Consider the following 18,734-nt stretch of genomic DNA (forward strand, 5'->3'; position numbering starts at 1 on the left):
CTTTAGATATACGTTTTAATCTCATATTCTTCGTACTTCTCATTTAGCCATTCCGTATATTCACTTGAAAGCTTAGACTCTATTAAAGTCTCTTTTATTTCTTCTTTCACTTCTTCGTAATTGGCTTCTTTCGCTTCTTTATGATCTGTTACTTTAATAATGTGATAACCATAATCTGTTTTAACTGGATCACTCACTTCGTCCACTTCCATAGCAAAAGCCACTTCTTCAAATGCTTCTACCATTTCACCTTCTCCAAAATACCCCAATTCACCGCCATTATCTTTATTTGAATCATCGGTTGAATAAGAAGCTGCTAATTCTGAGAAATCGTCACCATCATCGAGTTTTTGTTTTACTTCTTTGGCAGTATCCTCATCTTCCACTAGGATATGACTTGCTTCTATCTCTTCTGCCTGAGCATAACTTTCTTTATTTTCTTCAAAGTATGTTTCCATCTCATCATCAGTAATTTCAATTCCTGGTGTGATCAATTTCTTTGAGCCTAAATAGATTTCGATATTATGTTCTATAGAGTCATAGGATACCCCGTTTTCATCTAACACTTCTTTAAATGCCTCTTCTCCCCCATATTGCTCCATATAGGCATCCATTTCTTCAGCCACTTCTTCTTCAGTTACAGTTACCTTCTCCTTATCCATTTCTTGAAGAACAATTTGATCAGATATTAATGTATCTAGAACAGAAGTGCCATATTGAGACATTAACGCTTCATACAAATCATCTTTGCTTATATTTTCTCCATTGACTGTCGCTGCTTTTGAATGACTATTGTATAAAACAACAGCAACTACGACAGCAGCAACAAACATACAACCAGTGGCAATCAATAATTTATTCTGTTTCAACTTGCTTTTCCCCATTTCCTTGTAACGTTACTTCTACTGTTTTCTTTTCCCCATCACGATAAAAACCTATTTTAACCTTATCGCCAATCGAAAGATCTTTATAAAGAGATTCTTTTAAGTCATTAGCGGTTGTAATGGTTTGATCACCAATTGAAACTAAAATATCCTCAGCTTGCAACCCCGCCTTTTCTGCTGTCGAACCTTCCTCTACTTGGGTAATAATGGCACCTTCTTCTACATTTTTCGGTAATTGTTCTTGATAAAACTGCGGTACTTGATTTAAGTCCATCAAACCAACACCTAGATAAGGTCGAATGATTTTACCATCCTTCATTAACTGATCAATAATGCTCTCGACATCATTACTTGGAATGGCAAAGCCTAACCCTTCTACGCCACTATCAGCTATTTTCAAACTATTAATACCAACCAAATTCCCATTTGAGTCAATAAGTGCTCCACCACTATTCCCAGGGTTTATTGCTGCATCTGTTTGAATGACATTTAAATCCCATTCTCCGGCTGAGGTAGAGACTTCAATTGATCGATCCACTGCACTTACAATTCCTTGAGTTACTGTTCTGGATAAATCTAAGCCTAGTGGATTGCCTATCGCTAACACTTGATCGCCGGCACGAAGGTTTGAAGAATCAGTAAAGGAAAGGACTTCAGCGTCTACTTTTTCATTCACTTTTAACACGGCAATATCTGTTAATGAATCTGTTCCGACAAGTTCAGCTTGAAGCTTTTCACCATTATGCAGTGAAACCTGAATATTAGATGCTCCTTCAATGACGTGATTGTTTGTCACAATATACGTTTCGTTGTCTGTTTGCTTGAAAATAACACCAGAGCCAGTACCACTTTCAACTGCTTCCCCACTTTGTGTGTTGCCTGTGGAATGACTAAAAGGGTTTGCTTGTTGCTCTTGCATGTTGACAACGCCCACTATTGCTTTAGAGGCTTTTTCTACTATATCTGCAATCGACCCATCACTCGTAGTTGATACCGTTTCAGCATTAACTTTGGAAACATTAGTTTCTGATTGCTCCTGTACAACCTCCGTAGACTGTTTTGTTTCATTAGGAAAATAATTGATTGCACCCAAAGTTAGGGCTGAGCCCATTACTCCACTTGCTACAGTCATTGTTACACTTTTAAACCAAGTATTTTTTCGCTTCGCTTGATACTCGCGATTATCTTCAAAATGATTGAATTCATTCATTAAAAATCCCTTCTTTCATTTGATTGGCTTGCCTATGTTTTATAATTTAATCAGTGAATGTGTCAGGCATATGTCAAAAGAATTTTTTATGTAAAAAAAGAAATAAAAACCTCCGAATATTATTCGGAGGGAGATGGGTTTAAATTATTTTGCATGAAGTTTTGTACATTTTCGATTTCTTCTACTGTAGCGAGTTGCGTTTCATACCATCCCTTCTTTTCCATTAATTGAAAGATTTCCCTTTGGGCTTCTGCACTTGTTTTTAAGCACCCCTCATAAATATCTCTCAATTCATCATGAGTCGTTTCCATTAATGTGTGGCTAATAGCGGGAACTCTTCCTTTTGCTAATTCTAAACATAATTGCATCATTTCTCGTTCTGTTAATCCACGACCATTGATATTATTCGGCAATGAAACCACCTCCATTAAAATTAATGTAATTTCCTCGCTCGGTTGAAATAGGTTGATAATTCAGCAATCCTTAACTGATGTTCCTCTGCTAATTTTTCCAATGATACCCTTACTTCTTCGTCCTCACAAAGAGAAGCACACCAGTTAAACGTCTTCGCTGTTATTTCCTCCGCCCGAATTTCATCTTCAATTGCCGACAATTCTTTCGTCGTTAACTGATACATTACGCCACCTCCCATACTCCTTTTTGTTAGTATGAAACATAAATGTATGTTTATTCCATAAGACGGTTATTTCTTTTATCTCCGCGGTTGGTTCCACCTTGGGTTAATTCTCGTTTTCGGTTTTGGTAACGTACTCTCTAACACCTTTTGCGAAGCGTTCATTTCCGCTTTTCCTTCTGAATGACTTGCAAACAGCTTTTGCGAAGCGTTCATTTCCGCTTTTCCTTTTGAATGGTGTACAAATACCTTTTGCGAAGCGTTCATTTCCGCTTTTCCTTTTGAATGATGTACAAATACCTTTTGCGAAGCGTTCATTTCCGCTTTTCCTTTTGAATGGTGTACAAATACCTTTTGCGAAGCGTTCGATTCCGCTTTTCCTTCTTAATGACGCGCTAACGTCTTATCCTCGGCTTTCAGTTCTATCTCGTTTTGACATAATACTCTTCCAAAAGCACACAGCTCAATCACCGAGTATCCAAGAACGAAAAAACCCGCAAACTTTCAGGTATAATCTGAAATTGCGGGTTAAATGTGAATAGATTTCTTATAATAAGTAGGAGGAATCTTCTAAATCGTTGCTACAATAAAATCTTCTCCGCTTTGCAGCATCAATTGATCTGTACGTTCACGAAAATACTTCTCTTTTAAGTCTATAGATGATAGATGAATTACATCTTTTAGCCCTGCCTCTCCAGCTAGTGCTAGCATTTCTGAAGGGGTGAAAAAACTGATAAAGGGCGTTCCACCTGCTTTTGCTCCTTTTTCTGCTTCATCCACTTCTTTCCGTTCATCTTGTTTTTTTATTTTTTCAAATGGGAGCAGGAAAGTCAGCGCCAACTTTGAGCCCTCTGCTAACTTACTAAACATTTTCAATGTATCCATAATCGCATCTATAGTTAAATATTGAGTCACGCCTGTTGAGACAACAACGGCAGGCTTTGTATCATCAAACCCCTTCTTCTTTAATTGATCTAACCACCCTTGTTTCTCTTCAAAATTTACGGACACAAATTTTAAACAATCAGGAATGGGGTACCCTGTTTCTTCCAGTCTTCTTTTCTTCCATAACTGTGTATCAACTTGATCGATTTCATAAATGGTCAACTGAGGGCATAATTCTTGATGCCTTTGTGCAAAAGTGTCAAGCCCCGCACCAAGAATCACATATTGATCTACCCCTTTTTCACATTGTTCAACAACTAAATCATCAACAAAACGAGAGCGAGCAACAATTGATGCTCTAAAAGCACTTGTATTTGTTACATCCATATCGGGGCGTTTCTGCCAATCATCGTTTGGAGAAATAAGTTTTAAACCGATATTATCCTGAAAAATATAAGGTTTTTCATCAACAATTAAGTGTAATGCTCGCCATAAAGACACTCTTACAGCTGTATGATCAGGTTCTTTCACTTTGGTCAATCCTTCCTTAACTGCGTTTTTGATAAGGTAATTCGATCATAAATTCAGTACCACACTCAGATGTCTTAACTAAAATTAAATCACCATTCATTGATTGTGCTATCAATTTACTGAACGGTAGGCCAAGACCTAATCCTCTTACACGAAGCTTCTTTTCTTGTCCACGAAAGAAACGCTCAAAAATGTATGGTACTTCTTCGTCAGGTATTCCCTTTCCACTATCCTTAACTTTTATAGAGATATTCTTCGGTCCCTCGTCTATTTTAACCTCGATTTTCCCTTTTCCATCCATTGCCTGGAAGGCATTATTAAGTAAATTAATTAGAATTTGTTGTAATCTTATCTGATCAATTTGCACAAATAAAGGCGTGCTCGCTTGGTACACAACAAGTTGAAAATCCTGACTTACTTCATGCGTAATTTCCCATTGATAGACTGATTCTTTAATTAATTGATTGATTTCATATTCTTGTAGTTGAACTGGCATCACATTCGTCGCATAAGTGTTAAAAGCTAATAGATCCTCCACCATTTTTTTCATTTTTTCAGTTTCTAATATGGACAGTTTGATAAACTCTTTTGCCTCTTCACCTTCCACCACTCCTTCATGAACAGCCTGCAATAACCCGTCAATAGACGTTACCGGCGTCTTTAATTCATGAGTCACACCTGCTAACAGCTCCGTACGTAAGGTTTCTAATTTCTCTAACCGTTTAGACATTTCTTTAAAAGAATGAACAAGCTCATATAATTCCTGTTCTTGGTATGAATCCTTTAAATCAATTTGATAATTCCCCGCTTGAATTTCCCTAGCTGCCTCTGCTACTTCTTGAATAGGTTTAGACAATCTCTTCGACAAGAAGTAAATCGCTGTCCATCCAATTAATGCCAAACCAATAATCATCATAGCTAATAATCGATATTCTTGGTTTACTTCTGCTAAATTTGCTTTCGATTCTAGCATAACTACCCAGCCTACAGTCGCATCTTGATAAGTAATCGGTACTTTTACAACATAAAAAGCTTCTTTCGTTGCATCATTATTTAATTCTTGAACAGTCTTCTCCTCATTCAAGAGAACTTCGGAAAATTGTAACATTCGATCTTGAGGCCGATTGGTTGTTAAAGTATTTCCATACGTATCAACAATTGAAATAAGTGGATCACTTTCTAAATCCATAAAACGTCCTCTATCATTTAAATACCCTGGGACATCTCCTTTGGGAATTGGCTGTCCTTCACTCATTTCCACAAAACGGTCAGCAATTTCTTCCGCCATTAGCTCCATAATATTGAGGCGGTTTTCTACTGTGGTATGTCTAATCCATAAGACAGAAAAAAAAGCGATAATCAGGAGTCCGACACAAAGTGCAAGTAAATAGCGAGTCGTCCAATAACGAAGTAGAGAGTCTCTAGGTTTACTTTGTTGATTAGACACTTAATTGATACCCCAATCCACGTAAAGTTTTGATTTCGCCTTCTTCTGTAGACCATGAATGCAATGCTTTTCTAATTCGTTTAATCGCTAAGTCAACCGCTCGATCACTTCCCTCATATTCCCAACCCCAAACATGTTCAATTAATTGTTCTCTAGTAAATGTTTGATTCGGATGCTCTGCTAAAAAAATGAGCAAAGCAAGATCTCTAGGCGTTAGCTCAATGACAACACTATTTAATGTAATTTTATGAGACCTAATATCAATTATCAGACCACCGTACTTCTTGATTTTTTCATCACTTTTACCAGTCCTTCTTAAGACCGCTTGCACTCTAGCTACAACTTCTTCTGCATTAAATGGTTTAGCGATATAATCATCTGCTCCTTCATTTAATCCATTTAAGCGATATTGGACGTCTCCTAGAGCGGTTAACATAATAATAGGCGTACTCATTTGCGCTCTGATTTCCTTTAGAATTGACCATCCATCCCGATCTGGCAACATAACATCCAATAAAACAAGTGATGGATGATATTCATTTAATTTTTGGATTGCTTCTGTTCCATTAAATGCTTGGACAGTTTGAAAGTTTGCCTTTTGTAAATAAACTTTTAACACTTGGCTAATGGGTAATTCATCTTCCACTATTAAAACAGTTCTCATTTCACTCACCATACTCTCCTCACGTATGTTTTACTATTCATTATCGTTCTGTTTCATGTCAAGTAAATGTCAACTTAAAAGAAAGAATGACAAACGTATTTCTTTGTTATCTTAACATTATTTGTTATGATCAGATTAACTTAAAAGAAGGAGTGAAGTAAATGAAGTCGCAACAACAATTAGGTAAATCTGGACTTTTTGTTAATCCTATTGGTCTTGGAACAAATGCAGTGGGTGGACATAATTTATACTCCAACCTTGATGAAGCACAAGGAAAAAAACTGGTTCATGAAGCATTGAATAATGGCGTAAACCTTCTAGACACTGCCTTTATTTATGGGCCCGAGCGGTCAGAGGAACTCATTGGGGAAGTTTTACAAGAAAGAGGCAAACGTGAAGAAGCTGTAATCGCGACCAAGGGCGCACATAAATTCGTTAAAGAAGATGTGGTGATGGATAATAGCCCCAGTTTCTTAAAACAATCTGTAGACGATAGCTTACGTAGACTCCAAACTGACTATATTGACCTTTATTACATCCATTTTCCTGATGAATCCACACCAAAAGACGAAGCAGTTGGAGCATTGAAAGAACTGAAAGACGCGGGAAAAATAAGAGCTATTGGCGTATCTAATTTTTCTATTGATCAATTAAAAGAAGCCAATAAAGATGGTTATGTAGATGTATACCAAGGGGAATATAATTTATTACAGAGAAACGCCGAAGCAGACCTACTTCCTTATACAAAAGAAAACAATATTTCATTCATACCTTATTTTCCACTAGCATCTGGCTTATTAGCAGGGAAATACGATAAAAATACAACATTCAGTGACTTGCGTGCTAACTCCCCACATTTTCAAAAAGAGGTTTTTGAAGATAACTTAGCAAAAGTAGATGAATTAAGAGGTATTGCCCAAGCGAAAAATGTGGAAGTCGCCCATATAGTTTTAGCCTGGTATTTAACAAAAGACAGCATCGACGCCATTATCCCAGGTGCTAAAAGAGCCGAGCAAGTGTTGAATAATTTAAAAACATTAGAAGTGCAACTTTCTGGAGAAGAAATAGAGCAAATTTCTACCATCTTCAAATAAGACAAGCCGGTTCAAAAAATAGTCAGAACAATACCAAATACACGAACAAATTCAAAAAATGGATTTGTTCGTGTAAAATACATACTTTCAACTATCCTAAATCCCATCTATTTTTTCTCCTCATTCCTTTGCTTTAACGACAATCACCTTCGTATATTGTGTTGTTTTACAGCCAGATAAATCTTTATCATCGATAATTTCTAAATCTAGTGCAGACTGAATTTTTTTCTCATCTGGTATTTTTTGAATAAGTTGATGCTGATTAATAGATTCTAATTTGTTTACTGTCTTCTCTCTATCGTACTGCTCTTTCACTCTAATTTGACGCTGTAATTTATATTGGGAGAGGATGAGTTCACCTTTTTCGTTTCTCCCTACCGATTGATCAAAGTATTCATTGAATACTTTTTTCATAGCACCTAACTCTTCATCAATTTGTTTTTTTAATCTGCTGAGCTCCGCATAGCGTACAAGTACTTCATTGGTAATCACCCTATTCGTATTCATGCTGTCCCCTCTTTCATTCGTTGTTATTTCATTGTATTGACCAACCTCAACTGTTATGACAAAAAGAGAACATCACAACTAAAGCCCATATAAAAAAACGCCTTTCATAAGAAAGGCGCTCTTACATTACTTTTTATCTTTTTTATCAAGTGTTAAAAGAATCCACATAATGGTTCCGGACAATACACCTGCACCAGCTGAAATCAACGTTCGATCACGTAATACTAATTCTGCTGAATCAGCTTCCAGCATATTAAACGCTATTATCGCAACTACAATAGCAACAATAATAATTGTTGGAAATTTCTTCAAACGTCATACTTCCTTTCAATAAACATAACTAATTCTAGTATAACTTATAAATGATCAATAAATAAACGAATGACATCTGCTCCACCAATAAAAGTTCCTAATGAGCTACCCAGGTTGGATAGTACAATAATGAGGAGAATCCTAGTTACTTTATTATTCCAAAACCCTTTCAATGTAAATACATCTTCCGAGAGGTTTTCGAAATCGCGAACGTTCGGACGCTTAATAAATGCTTGGACAAATCCGGCGATCCAACCTACAGCTAACAACGGACTTAATGAGGTAAACGGCGCGGCAATGAATGCTGTTAATATTGTAAGAGGATGTCCAAATGCAATAGCAGCCCCTAAAGCAGCGAGTCCTCCATTCCAAAGGGCCCAACTAATTGTTTGTTGTACTCCAGCAGTTGGATTCATTAGAAAAGTAAGAACAATAAGGACTAAAATTGCTACTGGAATCATCCAGCCAATGACTTTTGGCGCTTTTGATTTTGGTGGTACTTCCGTTAATTTCTTGAGATCATGTTTTTTTTCAAATTCTCTTTTGATACCTGGAACATGAGCTGCTCCTAATACAGCAACAACCTTTTCACCTGGCGCATTCTTTATTTTCTCTGTCAAATATTGATCACGTTCATCAATTAAAGGGACTTTTAATTGTGGGAATACCTCAGTAAAATCATTTAAAATGGAATCAATTGAGTCTTGATTTTTCATTTTTTCTAATTCTTCTTCTGTAATCGTTTCATTGCTAAATATACCGGCAAATACTTGCGAAAGTAACATTGCTTTTCCCTTAAAACCCAGTCCTCTCCAGATACGAGAAAACGTAATTTGGATATTTCTATCAGCTAACACAAGCTTTGCTCCGGTTTCCTTAGCAGATTCAATGCCTTGGATCATCTCTTGTCCTGCTTTAATTCCAAATTGTTTAGCCATACGATTTTGAAAAGAGGAGATAGCAAGATTCATTAATAAAAGTGTTGCTTTCTTTTCTTTAATCACCTTAAAAATATCCGTATCTTTCCATTTGTTACCTTCTGTGATAGACTCATATCTACCTTTATCTAATTCAATACATACGGAGTCAGGCTGCTCTTTTTCAATCACTTCTTTTACTTGCTCCGCACTATTTTTGGATATATGTGCTGTACCAATAAGGATATATTCTTTATCATACATATGTATTCTCGTGATATTTTCTTCTGACATGCAACGATCTTCCCCTTCATCTAACCTAGCCGTACTTTTTTATACATATAACCATACTAAACTAGAAAATGCAAAATGAAAATTGATTTCTCTTATTTCTTTGAAAAAATACTGCTCCAAGTTATTCCCTTATTCCTTTCTGTTATACATATTGTATTTCACACAAATTAGATAAAGCATATAGAATAGTATCCCTATTAATTGGTGGGTGTTATGTATCATCTTGAAAAATAATCAACTCAGATAAGTATGTATTGTTTTAAGCATAATTAATTTTAACGAAATTAAAAAACGCGATCAAATGAGATCGCGTTTGTTTAATCCTAATTAATACGCATAGAGTTCTTCATTCTTTTTTAAAATCAATTGTGCTTCGAACTGTATCGATTGGTCTGACTAGGCCCTCAATTTGTTCTCTTTTAGATTCAAAGAATGGTGGCAGTGATAACGATTCACCTAGTGTCTCATATGGTTCATCTCCCATAAACCCTGGACCGTCTGTAGCCAGCTCAAATAGAATTTGCGGTGCCACTCTTGTATACAAAGAGCCGAAGAAGAAACGGTCAATAAAACCTGATGATTGATAGCCAAATTGCGCCATTCTCCCAGTCCAATGATCAATTGCTTCCCTATCTTCCACTCTAAAAGCAGCATGATGAACGGTACCGTATCCTTGGCGTGCCATCGGTAAAACGGTATTATACTCAACAATTACTTGTGCACCATTACCACCTTCGCCAACTTCAAATAAGTACAAGTCATCTTCTTGGGCAATTTCTCTAAACTCTAATACTTTCATCAGCATTTCTTTAAAATAATCAATATTAGATACACGGACAAAGACCGGACCAAGGCCAGTAATCGCATACTCTAAAGGAATGGGGCCATTTTGCCACGGTGTCCCAGCTTCGACACCTTTATTATTTTCATCGGAAATAAGCTGATACTGCTGATCATCAAAATCAACAAACGGCAAAACTCTTTTGCCAAATTGCTCTTGGATACCGCTATGGGCAACATTTAACCGATCAAACCTTTTCACCCAATAATCCAATGCCTGATCACTAGGTACACGGAAAGATGTTTGATAAATTTCATTGGTACCATGAACACCTTTGGGTATATTAGGGAAATCGAAGAAAGTCATATCTGTTCCAGGACTTCCTTTATCATCTGCGAAAAACAAATGATATGTTTGAATATCATCTTGATTGACAGTCTTTTTGACTAATCTCATCCCTAAAGTATAGGTGAAAAATTGATAATTCTTTTCTGCACTACTAGTAATCGCAGTTACATGATGAACGCCTTTTATACCGAACATCGAATCATTCCCTTCTCAAATTAATATCTACATAATTATTTAAAAGTATTTAAATATCTTGAATTAAAATATCTTTAACTTGAGATAAAATTATCACGAATTCGATTTTCTGTCAACCTATTATCATCATTGCTCTATGCCATTTTACAGAAAAAAACTTTTATGACAAAAACGATAAAAATAGTAATATAAATGTAACCAGTTTAATAAAGGATTTTTGCTAACATTGTATAATATTTAACTATTAAAAAAAATAAGTGGAATCCACAACCATTAATAGGAGGTAGTCATTTTGAAAAGCACAGGCATTGTTCGTAAAGTTGATGAATTAGGGAGAATAGTCATTCCAAAGGAACTAAGAAATACTTTAGAAATTTATGAGAAGGATCCACTTGAAATATTCGTTGAAAACGATCGAATTATATTACAAAAGTATAATGCCAGTAAAGCTTGTCAAATAACGGGTGAAATCGAGAATGATAATTTAGTGCTAGCTGACGGGAAAATTGTACTTAGTAGAAAAGCCGCAGAGTCACTCATAACAGAAATTAGAAACAAACAATCACTGTTACATTTTAAATAGGCGATTAAGAAACTAGGCTCCTCAAGTATAATGAGAGCCTTGTTTTTTATGGTTGCTTTAATAATTGTTTAACTGGTTCTATATACTTTTGATAATTCTCGATTAATTCACTTGGAAGCTGATCAATAGGAAAGAATTGTGCAGACAAGGTTTCATCACTATTTGTAGTTAATTCCCCACTATAGTCATTTGTCATATAAACCGCAGTAATGGCATAAAACTGATCACCGTTTTTTGTACGTACAAAGAATTCCTTACCTGAAAACAACTGAACAAACGAAAGATTCTCGACAACAAGCCCCGTTTCCTCTCTTACTTCCCTTTTCGCTACTTCCTCCATACTTTCACCTAAGTCCATTAATCCTCCGGGTAAGCCCCAAAGAGACTCCGGCCTTTGTTGTAGTAAAATCTCATTTCGGTCATTCACGATAACAACAACAGCTCCAGGTAAAAGTAATGGCTCCTTACCTACAAACTCTCTTATCTTTTTATAGTATTCCATTTCTTCTTGCTTCCCCTCTCCCAATCTTAATAAGAAAATTGATAATCGTACTCTCCTGTTTTCGTAATAGTAATATCTATATTTATATTCGCAATAGAATTTTCTGTTAGGGTAAACCTTCCTTTGTAATCATGCTTCCAACGGTCATAATCTTTTCTATACACAAGTTCTTCAAGATTATATATATCCGCCTTTATATTTAAAGCATTCTCATAGGTCTCTCTAATTTCCTTCTCCATTTTTTCGATAATTTTTTCCTTCAGAATGGGTAACGAAATTTCTTTTTGAACCTCAATGATCCCTCCATTTGCATTAATATCGATATCAAATGTATCTTTGTCTAACTTATTTATTTTCAAATGCGGGTCTAATTGGGTAATAATGATATTTACTTCATCATTATTTTCCAATTTGATTCTTAACGGAGACCTTTTTGTTGTCTTTGTTACCCAACGTAAGCCTCTAAATTGACTTATGGGTAAACTACCTAAATATTTCTTCTCCTTTAAAAGGAAGACTCCAGAGCTTTTAGCTGAATCATTTGTTGCTCCCTTAGTTTTCCAAACATCCTCTTTTACTGATATCATCGGTAGTTTTGTGGTGGTAGCTTTCTCAGTAAAATCTGAATAGAACCGATGCATTCTGATAGGTGAAATGATAGAGTGTACATGATAAGCTTCCTCTGGATTAAAAAGTGTTGTTTGAACCGCGGAGCTAAAGAGACTTATTACTAGTAGGATATCCTCAATCGAATCTTTCGTGCCATACATCCAGTTAGTTTCCCGTATCTGTTGAAAACGAGCCAAACTATCACTTATTTGATCAATCCCATGTTGCAGTAATCGTTCATGAAAAATAATGATTCCTATATGTGCCCAGTATACTATTTGATTGGATTTATCGTAAATCATATTTATAGCAGCTTCCATTGATTTTCCTTGACCTTTAGCAACCCAGACCTTCGACGGCACTGTTTCTGCTTGCTCCGACTTTGCTACACCTGCAAAAGATACTACCTGTGCGTACAATATATAATCGTCTTTTTCCTTATCATAATCAATGCCAATGGCGGTTATATATTGCATTTCCACAATGTCCTTTTCATCCCAACAACCACTTAATAGAAGAGCACATACGATAATAGGTATAAGGATTTTTTTCATTTTAGCCTACCCTTCGTGTCATCCTTAGGTCGCATAGTACTTGACCTTTTTTTTCGTAAAAGATAAGGTTTTTCTAAAATACTTGCAAATGTATCTTTAAATGACAAAGGAGAAAGTGGAGCTAAATAAGGCAAACCAAACATCTCTAGTCTAGATAAATATAATATCACTGAAAAAATACTGATAAAAAAGCCAAATAAACCGAGCACCGCTGAGAAAAGCAAGATAAAGAAACGTACAAGGCTTAAGGAGGCACCGAGTGACTGGTTAACAAGGGTATATGCAGCAACAGAAGTGACACCAGCAATAACAAGCATGGTGGGAGCTGTTAAACCACCCCTTATTGCTGCATCACCAATGATTAGCCCCCCTACGACCGTTAATGTTTGTCCGATAGCCCTAGGAAGAGTATTACCTGCTTCCTTAAATAACTCAAATAAAGCTAAGACTAAAAATGCCTCTAACGGTGGTGATAATGGTAATCCCATTCGCGAAACTGTGATAGTCGCCAAAAATGGGAAAGGCAATTGATCCATATGAAAGGAAATCATAGCAACATAAAATCCTGGCAAAATACTTGATATGACAAGACCAGTTAACCTAAAAAACATTTGCATATTCGTATAATAATATTCTGTGAAGCGATCTTCCGGTGTTTTTAATACTGAAAATAATGTAGTTGGACCAACCATTACAGTAGGACAACCATCCACAATAATGACAAATCTACCTAAATCTAGATTAGCAACTACGTTATCAGGGCGTCCGGTATAATTAAACAAGGGAAAAAGAGTATAGTACTTACCTGACAATACCTCTTCTAAATCGGTCGTACTAATGATCACATCTGTTTCTATTTTTGCTAGCTGACTTTTTAAATCAATAACATATTGCTCCTTTATTATATCTTTCACATATAATAAACTAATTTTTGTTTTCCCTCGTACCCCTATCTCAATGGCTTCATTTACTAAGGTTGAGGTTTTATACCGTTTTCTTATTAACGCAAGGTTAATATGCAAGTCTTCCACAAATCCATCTCTTGGTCCACGAAAAGATAATTCCGAATTGGACTCTTCTGGTGAACGATTAGGAATTTGAGGCAGTTCAAATTTGAACATTTTATCTAATTCTTCTACTAGGACAAAAACCATGCCAGAATAAATATCTTCTGCTATTGATTCTTTATCTTCTTCCTCAACATTCACTTGATACATAAGTAATTGCTCATTCTCTTCCCTTTTTTCTTCTAGGCGCTTGTCTTCTAAAAAACTTTCTTCTAACCTACCTAAAGCCTCACTTAATTTACCTTTATCGATCATTACTTCAGAAAAGAGCACAACCACTTTCCCTGGTTGTGGATAATATTGAAACGAATAATTAACAAATTGCACGTCGCCATTGATTGCGAATTGCTGCCTTAAGTATTGCTCATCCAATTTATCAGTTTTCGGCAGTCTTTTCTTATTGTTTAATCGCGTTTTCATTTTTTTCCACTCTTCCTTTAATGAATAGGATTAGATGAATACTGAGCGTCACAAGTAGAATCCCAATAACTGTAATAGAAAAAAAGTAATGATCAATCATGATTTTATAAGTCGGTCCATCAATTGGTAAAGATAGGCCGATTATTAAAAAAAGACACACACTAATTAATAAAATCACTTTCCTTTTTTGCGTCTTAAAATGAAATAAATCCCCAATGATAAAGATAGACAAGCTAATACGAATAAACGCACCAGAAAGCCATTGATAAATAGAAAGGAAATCTAACTTATTCAAAAATTTCCCTAAAGTAATTAAACGCCATTGTGCATAAGCAGGGTGCACTAATTCTGATGCTTGTGCTGGACCAAATTCAGTAATTGCACCAATTAAAGGGCCAAAATTAACAAAGACGAAGAAAATACATATCGGAATGAAAAATTTTAAAGAGATGTTATCACGAATATGATGCTGTAATAAAACTAACAAAAAAATCTCCAAAAGCCCTCCTGATAAAATAACAACACCTATTAGAATAGGAGCCCATCCCTCTTCAAAAATGGGAAAAAGTAACGAATAATCTTTAAACTTAAAATTGGCTATCATAATAAAGAAACCAAGAAAACAAACGATAGGAAATAGAATTCCACTAGCAATCGTAATAGCTTTTATACCTGAGAGTGCAGCTAATAAACAAAGAATGATTAAAATGATAAATAAAACATACTTTGGTGTTTGTATCATATAATTGGTATTCACCCACGAAAAAGTTGTATATAATGTAACAAATACATTGATGAATAAAAGAAATAAAATCAGTGCTCGAATGGCATTATACACAATTGGAGGACTGTTAGATTGTAACCAGTTCATCAGGTTTTGTTGTCCTGTTTTCTTTATTATTATGTAGATGAGAGGAATCCAAATAATATAAAGACTTCCAGCTATCATCAAACTAATCCAAGCGCTACGTCCTGCCACGCTTAAGACAGAGGGCAATACAATTACATGGGTCATCAAACCAATGGCAAGGCCCAAAACAGGAAATGAATTTAAAGCGGTAATACTTCGAACCATCATCTCTTACCTCCCTTTTTCTTAATATGAGGGAAGAAGTTGGTTTTTATTCCAAAACATATTTGACTTTACAACCGTAACAATTTAAAAAGGGGTTTTGTGATAAAGACATCACAAAACCCCTTTTTATAGAATTACCGAAGAAATCTCAAACCCGTACTCAATACTGTTGGTATAATAGAAGCGTGATTTTCTCCTTCTATTTCCTTATATATAACTGACAGTTGTTCCATTTCCTTGATTTTCTCATAATACTTTCTAACAGCTATCAATAAATGTTCCTTCTCGTCCCCACCTGCTGCTAGAAAAAGGCGGATATCGCGATTCTCCTGCCTTTGTTCAAATTCTTCCATCAAAGCTGGCACTTCTTGCATGAGAGCTTCACCATTCCACCAAATCGAAGGGCTACAAGCGAAATACGCGTGATAAGAAGTTGGATTATTCATCATCGTCATTAATGTGAATAACCCACCTAAAGAATGACCAAATAAGGATTGATTCTCTTGATTAACCGGAAACTCTTTATTAATAGCTGGTTTTAACTCATTTTCTATAAAGTCATTAAACTGTTCGGCTCCGCCAGTATCTCCCCAAGCACTACCATCTGGTCGTAGTGGTAAATGATCACTTTCTGCAGGTGGGGTAAAATCAAAGACCCTCCTTGAATGAAAATCTTTAGCTCCATATCCTATACCTACAATAATCACTTCAGATACGCCTGTTTTAGCAGACCGTTTCGCCTGCAGCCGAATAACTTCCTTTATCAACTGAAAATAGGCATCGCCATCAAGTACATAAAGAACACCATAGCCTTCAGATGGGGGTGGATTCTCTGGCATATGAATTGATATGACATAGTCTTGCTTTGTTTTAGAATGTACTGTCCATTGTTGTATTTCTCCATGTAACACTTTCCCATCCCCTATCATTATCTTTTTTGCTTGACTAATAAATATAAGAAATATGGTACACCAATCATTGATATGACAATTCCTACCGGCAATTCGACTGGCGTGAACACATTTTTGGCAACAAAATCAGCAATGACCACAAGAAGCATACCAATCAAGCCCGAAATCGGTAAAATAAATTGATGCTTCATCCCTACCAATTGTCGTGCAATATGTGGTGCCATTAAACCAATGAAACTAATATTTCCTGAAACAGATACACAAGCACTAATTAACCCAATGCTTAAAATAATGAGTTTAATCTTTTCACGTTCAACAGGTACTCCTACACCCTTCGAACTAATGTCAGATAGTCGAAAAAGATCTAATAAATAACTTTTCCGGATGATTAATGGAATAAGAATAACTAGCCAAGGTATCATTGAAATAATATAAATCCAATTCGCATTATAAATACTCCCAGATACCCAAACAGCAGCCATTTCATAATCAGAAGAATTCATTTTTAAAGAGATATACATAGAAAGCGCACCAAAACCAGAACTAATGGCAATACCAGTTAGAATTAACCGACCTGTATCAAATGTCCCCTTTTGCCAAGAGAAGAAAAAGATAATAACCGCTGCAAGTAGTCCACCAATCAATCCAAAAATCGGCATAATCATGATCGATAGCCAACCAGTTAAATCCAGCTGCCCTTGGAAAAACAACATAAATATAACAATTGCAGCCCCTGCTCCAGCATTGATTCCTAGAATTCCGGAATCAGCCAATCCATTCCTTGTTACACCTTGAATGACCGTACCTGCTATACCTAAACCAAATCCAACAAGTGCTCCAATGACAATTCGAGGCAAGCGAAAATCAAAAATAACTAAATCAAGCTGATCAGACGGATCAATACGGAATAAAGTATGGATGACATCAGTAAAATTTACATTTATAACTCCATAAACTAAGCTGACATAAGCACTCACTAAAATAAGAATAGATAAAACAATCGCAATAAGAACGGTTTTACGCATGCTTTTCTCCCCCTCTCTTATAAATCAGGTAGAGGAAGAATGGCACTCCTATGAGTGCTGTCACAACACCAATTGGTGTCTCGAACGGATGATTGACAAACCGGCTAATGATATCACATACTGCTAGAAATATCGCCCCAATTATTGCGGAAGATGGAATGAGCCATCTATAATCCACACCAACTAAAAATCTTGCAATATGAGGAATAATTAACCCTACAAAACCAACCTTACCAACGAGGGCTACTGCTGTCCCAGTCAGACAAATGACTGCCAATAAAGCAAGTGCTTTCACCCATTTCGTCTTTTGCCCCAAAGTAACAGCAATTTCTTCTCCTAGAGAAAGAATGGTAATATGTCCAGACGTGATGAGAGCGATAATCAAACCAATGACACCAAATGGAATGGCCAAAAGAAATGTATCTACATCTACTTGATGAAGTTTGGCATTATACCAAAAACTAACATCTTGTGAAATTTGAAAATAAGATGCTAATGCAGCAGAAGTACTTGATAAAAAGGTACCTATGACGGTTCCAATAATCGCTAATCGAACGGGTGTTAAACCTTTTGGTATTAAAGAACCAAACCCATAGACAATTCCTGCACCTAATGCGGAGCCAACCATTGAAAACAGTATCATTTCAATAGAAGTCATATTCGGCAATACAATCATGCAAATAGTAATAACAAAAGCAGAACCATCTGTTACACCCATAATGGAAGGAGAAGCTAAATAATTCCTTGTCATTCCTTGCATAATCGCACCTGACACAGCTAAAAATGCACCAACTAACATGGCAGTTAATACCCTTGGCAACCTTGAGGTAATAATAATCGCATGATCCGTATTACCTTCATCGTATGCAGTAAAAGCTTCCCAAATCGTTGAAAAAGATATCCCTTTAGTTCCGTAAATAACAGATAAAATAGTTGTTATTATCATAAGTATAGGTGATATCAATATAATCATTTTTGCTAATCTTGTTTTATTCTTCACAATCCCCACAACTCTTTTTATTTATTTTTCTATTAAAATGTATAGAAATAGTCAAGATACTACCGTCTTTGTTTCTATGTAAAAAATCCACCTCAACTCTTAACGAAAATGATAATCGTTATCATTTACTATAATAAAACATCTCACGATTGACAAGAGAAAAAGAGAAAAAATTGAATCTTCTCATACCTTAAAGTAACAAACACATACTGTTAGCCTATACAAGCCTTCAGCATGTGCGCTTATTACTAGACAATTATATTTTCTCAACCAAAAGAAAAACGG

21 protein-coding genes are annotated in these 18,734 nt (G+C 35.8%); 2 read left to right on the forward strand and 19 right to left on the reverse strand.

What is annotated here, in order from left to right; translation table 11 throughout:
• Window positions 1–2: 2 nt before the first annotated feature.
• The 8 genes from MKX29_RS02570 to MKX29_RS02605 form a co-directional block, all read right to left on the reverse strand.
• Entirely contained in the window at window positions 3–869 is an 867-nt protein-coding gene (locus tag MKX29_RS02570; protein ID WP_341103777.1) for a peptidylprolyl isomerase, read from the reverse strand.
• On the reverse strand, window positions 856–2,094 hold the full coding sequence (locus MKX29_RS02575) for a S1C family serine protease (protein ID WP_289433156.1): 1,239 nt from the start codon (window positions 2,092–2,094) through the stop codon (window positions 856–858). The genes MKX29_RS02570 and MKX29_RS02575 overlap by 14 nt, the downstream gene beginning before the upstream one ends.
• Window positions 2,095–2,213: 119 nt before the next feature.
• Window positions 2,214–2,507 carry a spore coat protein gene (locus tag MKX29_RS02580; RefSeq protein ID WP_251162928.1) on the reverse strand — a complete coding sequence of 98 codons (294 nt, stop codon included), beginning with the start codon at window positions 2,505–2,507 and terminating at the stop codon, window positions 2,214–2,216.
• 20 nt (window positions 2,508–2,527) lie between these two features.
• Window positions 2,528–2,731: a hypothetical protein gene (locus tag MKX29_RS02585; protein WP_224935257.1), complete on the reverse strand. Its 204-nt coding sequence runs from the start codon at window positions 2,729–2,731 to the stop codon at window positions 2,528–2,530.
• 75 nt (window positions 2,732–2,806) lie between these two features.
• Window positions 2,807–3,046, reverse strand: a complete 240-nt coding sequence (locus MKX29_RS02590) for a hypothetical protein (protein WP_341103779.1) — start codon at window positions 3,044–3,046, stop codon at window positions 2,807–2,809.
• 252 nt (window positions 3,047–3,298) lie between these two features.
• Window positions 3,299–4,144, reverse strand: coding sequence for a class I SAM-dependent methyltransferase (locus MKX29_RS02595; protein WP_341103781.1), 846 nt, complete (start codon window positions 4,142–4,144; stop codon window positions 3,299–3,301).
• Window positions 4,145–4,160: 16 nt separating this feature from the next.
• Window positions 4,161–5,591, reverse strand: a complete 1,431-nt coding sequence (locus tag MKX29_RS02600; RefSeq protein ID WP_341103782.1) for a HAMP domain-containing sensor histidine kinase — start codon at window positions 5,589–5,591, stop codon at window positions 4,161–4,163.
• Window positions 5,584–6,255, reverse strand: coding sequence for a response regulator transcription factor (locus MKX29_RS02605; RefSeq protein WP_224935727.1), 672 nt, complete (start codon window positions 6,253–6,255; stop codon window positions 5,584–5,586). The genes MKX29_RS02600 and MKX29_RS02605 overlap by 8 nt, the downstream gene beginning before the upstream one ends.
• 161 nt (window positions 6,256–6,416) lie before the next feature.
• Here MKX29_RS02605 and MKX29_RS02610 point away from each other — a divergent pair, with 161 nt between their 5' ends.
• Complete coding sequence (locus tag MKX29_RS02610) at window positions 6,417–7,349, forward strand: aldo/keto reductase (RefSeq protein ID WP_224935246.1); 933 nt, start codon at window positions 6,417–6,419, stop codon at window positions 7,347–7,349.
• Window positions 7,350–7,469: 120 nt separating this feature from the next.
• On the opposite strand, the gene MKX29_RS02615 is transcribed toward MKX29_RS02610, so the two are convergent.
• The 4 genes from MKX29_RS02615 to MKX29_RS02630 all read right to left on the reverse strand — a co-directional run bounded on the left by MKX29_RS02615 (window position 7,470) and on the right by MKX29_RS02630 (window position 10,703).
• Complete coding sequence (locus MKX29_RS02615; protein ID WP_233435292.1) at window positions 7,470–7,856, reverse strand: hypothetical protein; 387 nt, start codon at window positions 7,854–7,856, stop codon at window positions 7,470–7,472.
• A gap of 126 nt (window positions 7,857–7,982) precedes the next feature.
• Window positions 7,983–8,168, reverse strand: a complete 186-nt coding sequence (locus MKX29_RS02620) for a hypothetical protein (RefSeq protein WP_095370157.1) — start codon at window positions 8,166–8,168, stop codon at window positions 7,983–7,985.
• A gap of 44 nt (window positions 8,169–8,212) precedes the next feature.
• Complete coding sequence (locus MKX29_RS02625; RefSeq protein WP_341103785.1) at window positions 8,213–9,379, reverse strand: TraB/GumN family protein; 1,167 nt, start codon at window positions 9,377–9,379, stop codon at window positions 8,213–8,215.
• Between the two features lie 346 nt (window positions 9,380–9,725).
• Window positions 9,726–10,703, reverse strand: coding sequence for a ring-cleaving dioxygenase (locus MKX29_RS02630; protein ID WP_289433151.1), 978 nt, complete (start codon window positions 10,701–10,703; stop codon window positions 9,726–9,728).
• Between the two features lie 292 nt (window positions 10,704–10,995).
• On the opposite strand from MKX29_RS02630, the gene MKX29_RS02635 reads away from it, so the two are divergent.
• Entirely contained in the window at window positions 10,996–11,286 is a 291-nt protein-coding gene (locus tag MKX29_RS02635) for an AbrB/MazE/SpoVT family DNA-binding domain-containing protein (protein ID WP_095370159.1), read from the forward strand.
• A 46-nt stretch (window positions 11,287–11,332) separates the two neighbouring features.
• Here MKX29_RS02635 and MKX29_RS02640 read toward each other — a convergent pair whose 3' ends face one another.
• The 7 genes from MKX29_RS02640 to MKX29_RS02670 form a co-directional block, all read right to left on the reverse strand.
• Window positions 11,333–11,788 (reverse strand): NUDIX hydrolase, encoded by a 456-nt coding sequence (locus MKX29_RS02640; RefSeq protein ID WP_224935237.1) that lies wholly within the window; start codon window positions 11,786–11,788, stop codon window positions 11,333–11,335.
• Between the two features lie 26 nt (window positions 11,789–11,814).
• Complete coding sequence (locus tag MKX29_RS02645; RefSeq protein WP_341103789.1) at window positions 11,815–12,951, reverse strand: Ger(x)C family spore germination protein; 1,137 nt, start codon at window positions 12,949–12,951, stop codon at window positions 11,815–11,817.
• Complete coding sequence (locus MKX29_RS02650) at window positions 12,948–14,438, reverse strand: spore germination protein (RefSeq protein ID WP_251162920.1); 1,491 nt, start codon at window positions 14,436–14,438, stop codon at window positions 12,948–12,950. Before MKX29_RS02650 ends, MKX29_RS02645 begins: the two co-directional genes overlap by 4 nt.
• The gene (locus MKX29_RS02655; RefSeq protein ID WP_289433147.1) at window positions 14,416–15,516 is read right to left on the reverse strand and encodes an endospore germination permease; all 1,101 of its coding nucleotides are present in this window, start codon (window positions 15,514–15,516) and stop codon (window positions 14,416–14,418) included. Before MKX29_RS02655 ends, MKX29_RS02650 begins: the two co-directional genes overlap by 23 nt.
• Before the next feature lie 131 nt (window positions 15,517–15,647).
• Entirely contained in the window at window positions 15,648–16,424 is a 777-nt protein-coding gene (locus MKX29_RS02660) for an alpha/beta hydrolase (RefSeq protein WP_341103792.1), read from the reverse strand.
• A 17-nt stretch (window positions 16,425–16,441) separates the two neighbouring features.
• Window positions 16,442–17,449 (reverse strand): FecCD family ABC transporter permease, encoded by a 1,008-nt coding sequence (locus tag MKX29_RS02665; protein WP_289433146.1) that lies wholly within the window; start codon window positions 17,447–17,449, stop codon window positions 16,442–16,444.
• Window positions 17,442–18,422, reverse strand: coding sequence for a FecCD family ABC transporter permease (locus tag MKX29_RS02670; RefSeq protein ID WP_224935726.1), 981 nt, complete (start codon window positions 18,420–18,422; stop codon window positions 17,442–17,444). The genes MKX29_RS02665 and MKX29_RS02670 overlap by 8 nt, the downstream gene beginning before the upstream one ends.
• Window positions 18,423–18,734 lie beyond the last annotated feature (312 nt).

Origin of the sequence: Cytobacillus sp. FSL R7-0696 (genome assembly GCF_038006865.1) — a bacterium.
Lineage (GTDB): Bacteria > Bacillota > Bacilli > Bacillales > Cytobacillaceae > Cytobacillus > Cytobacillus kochii.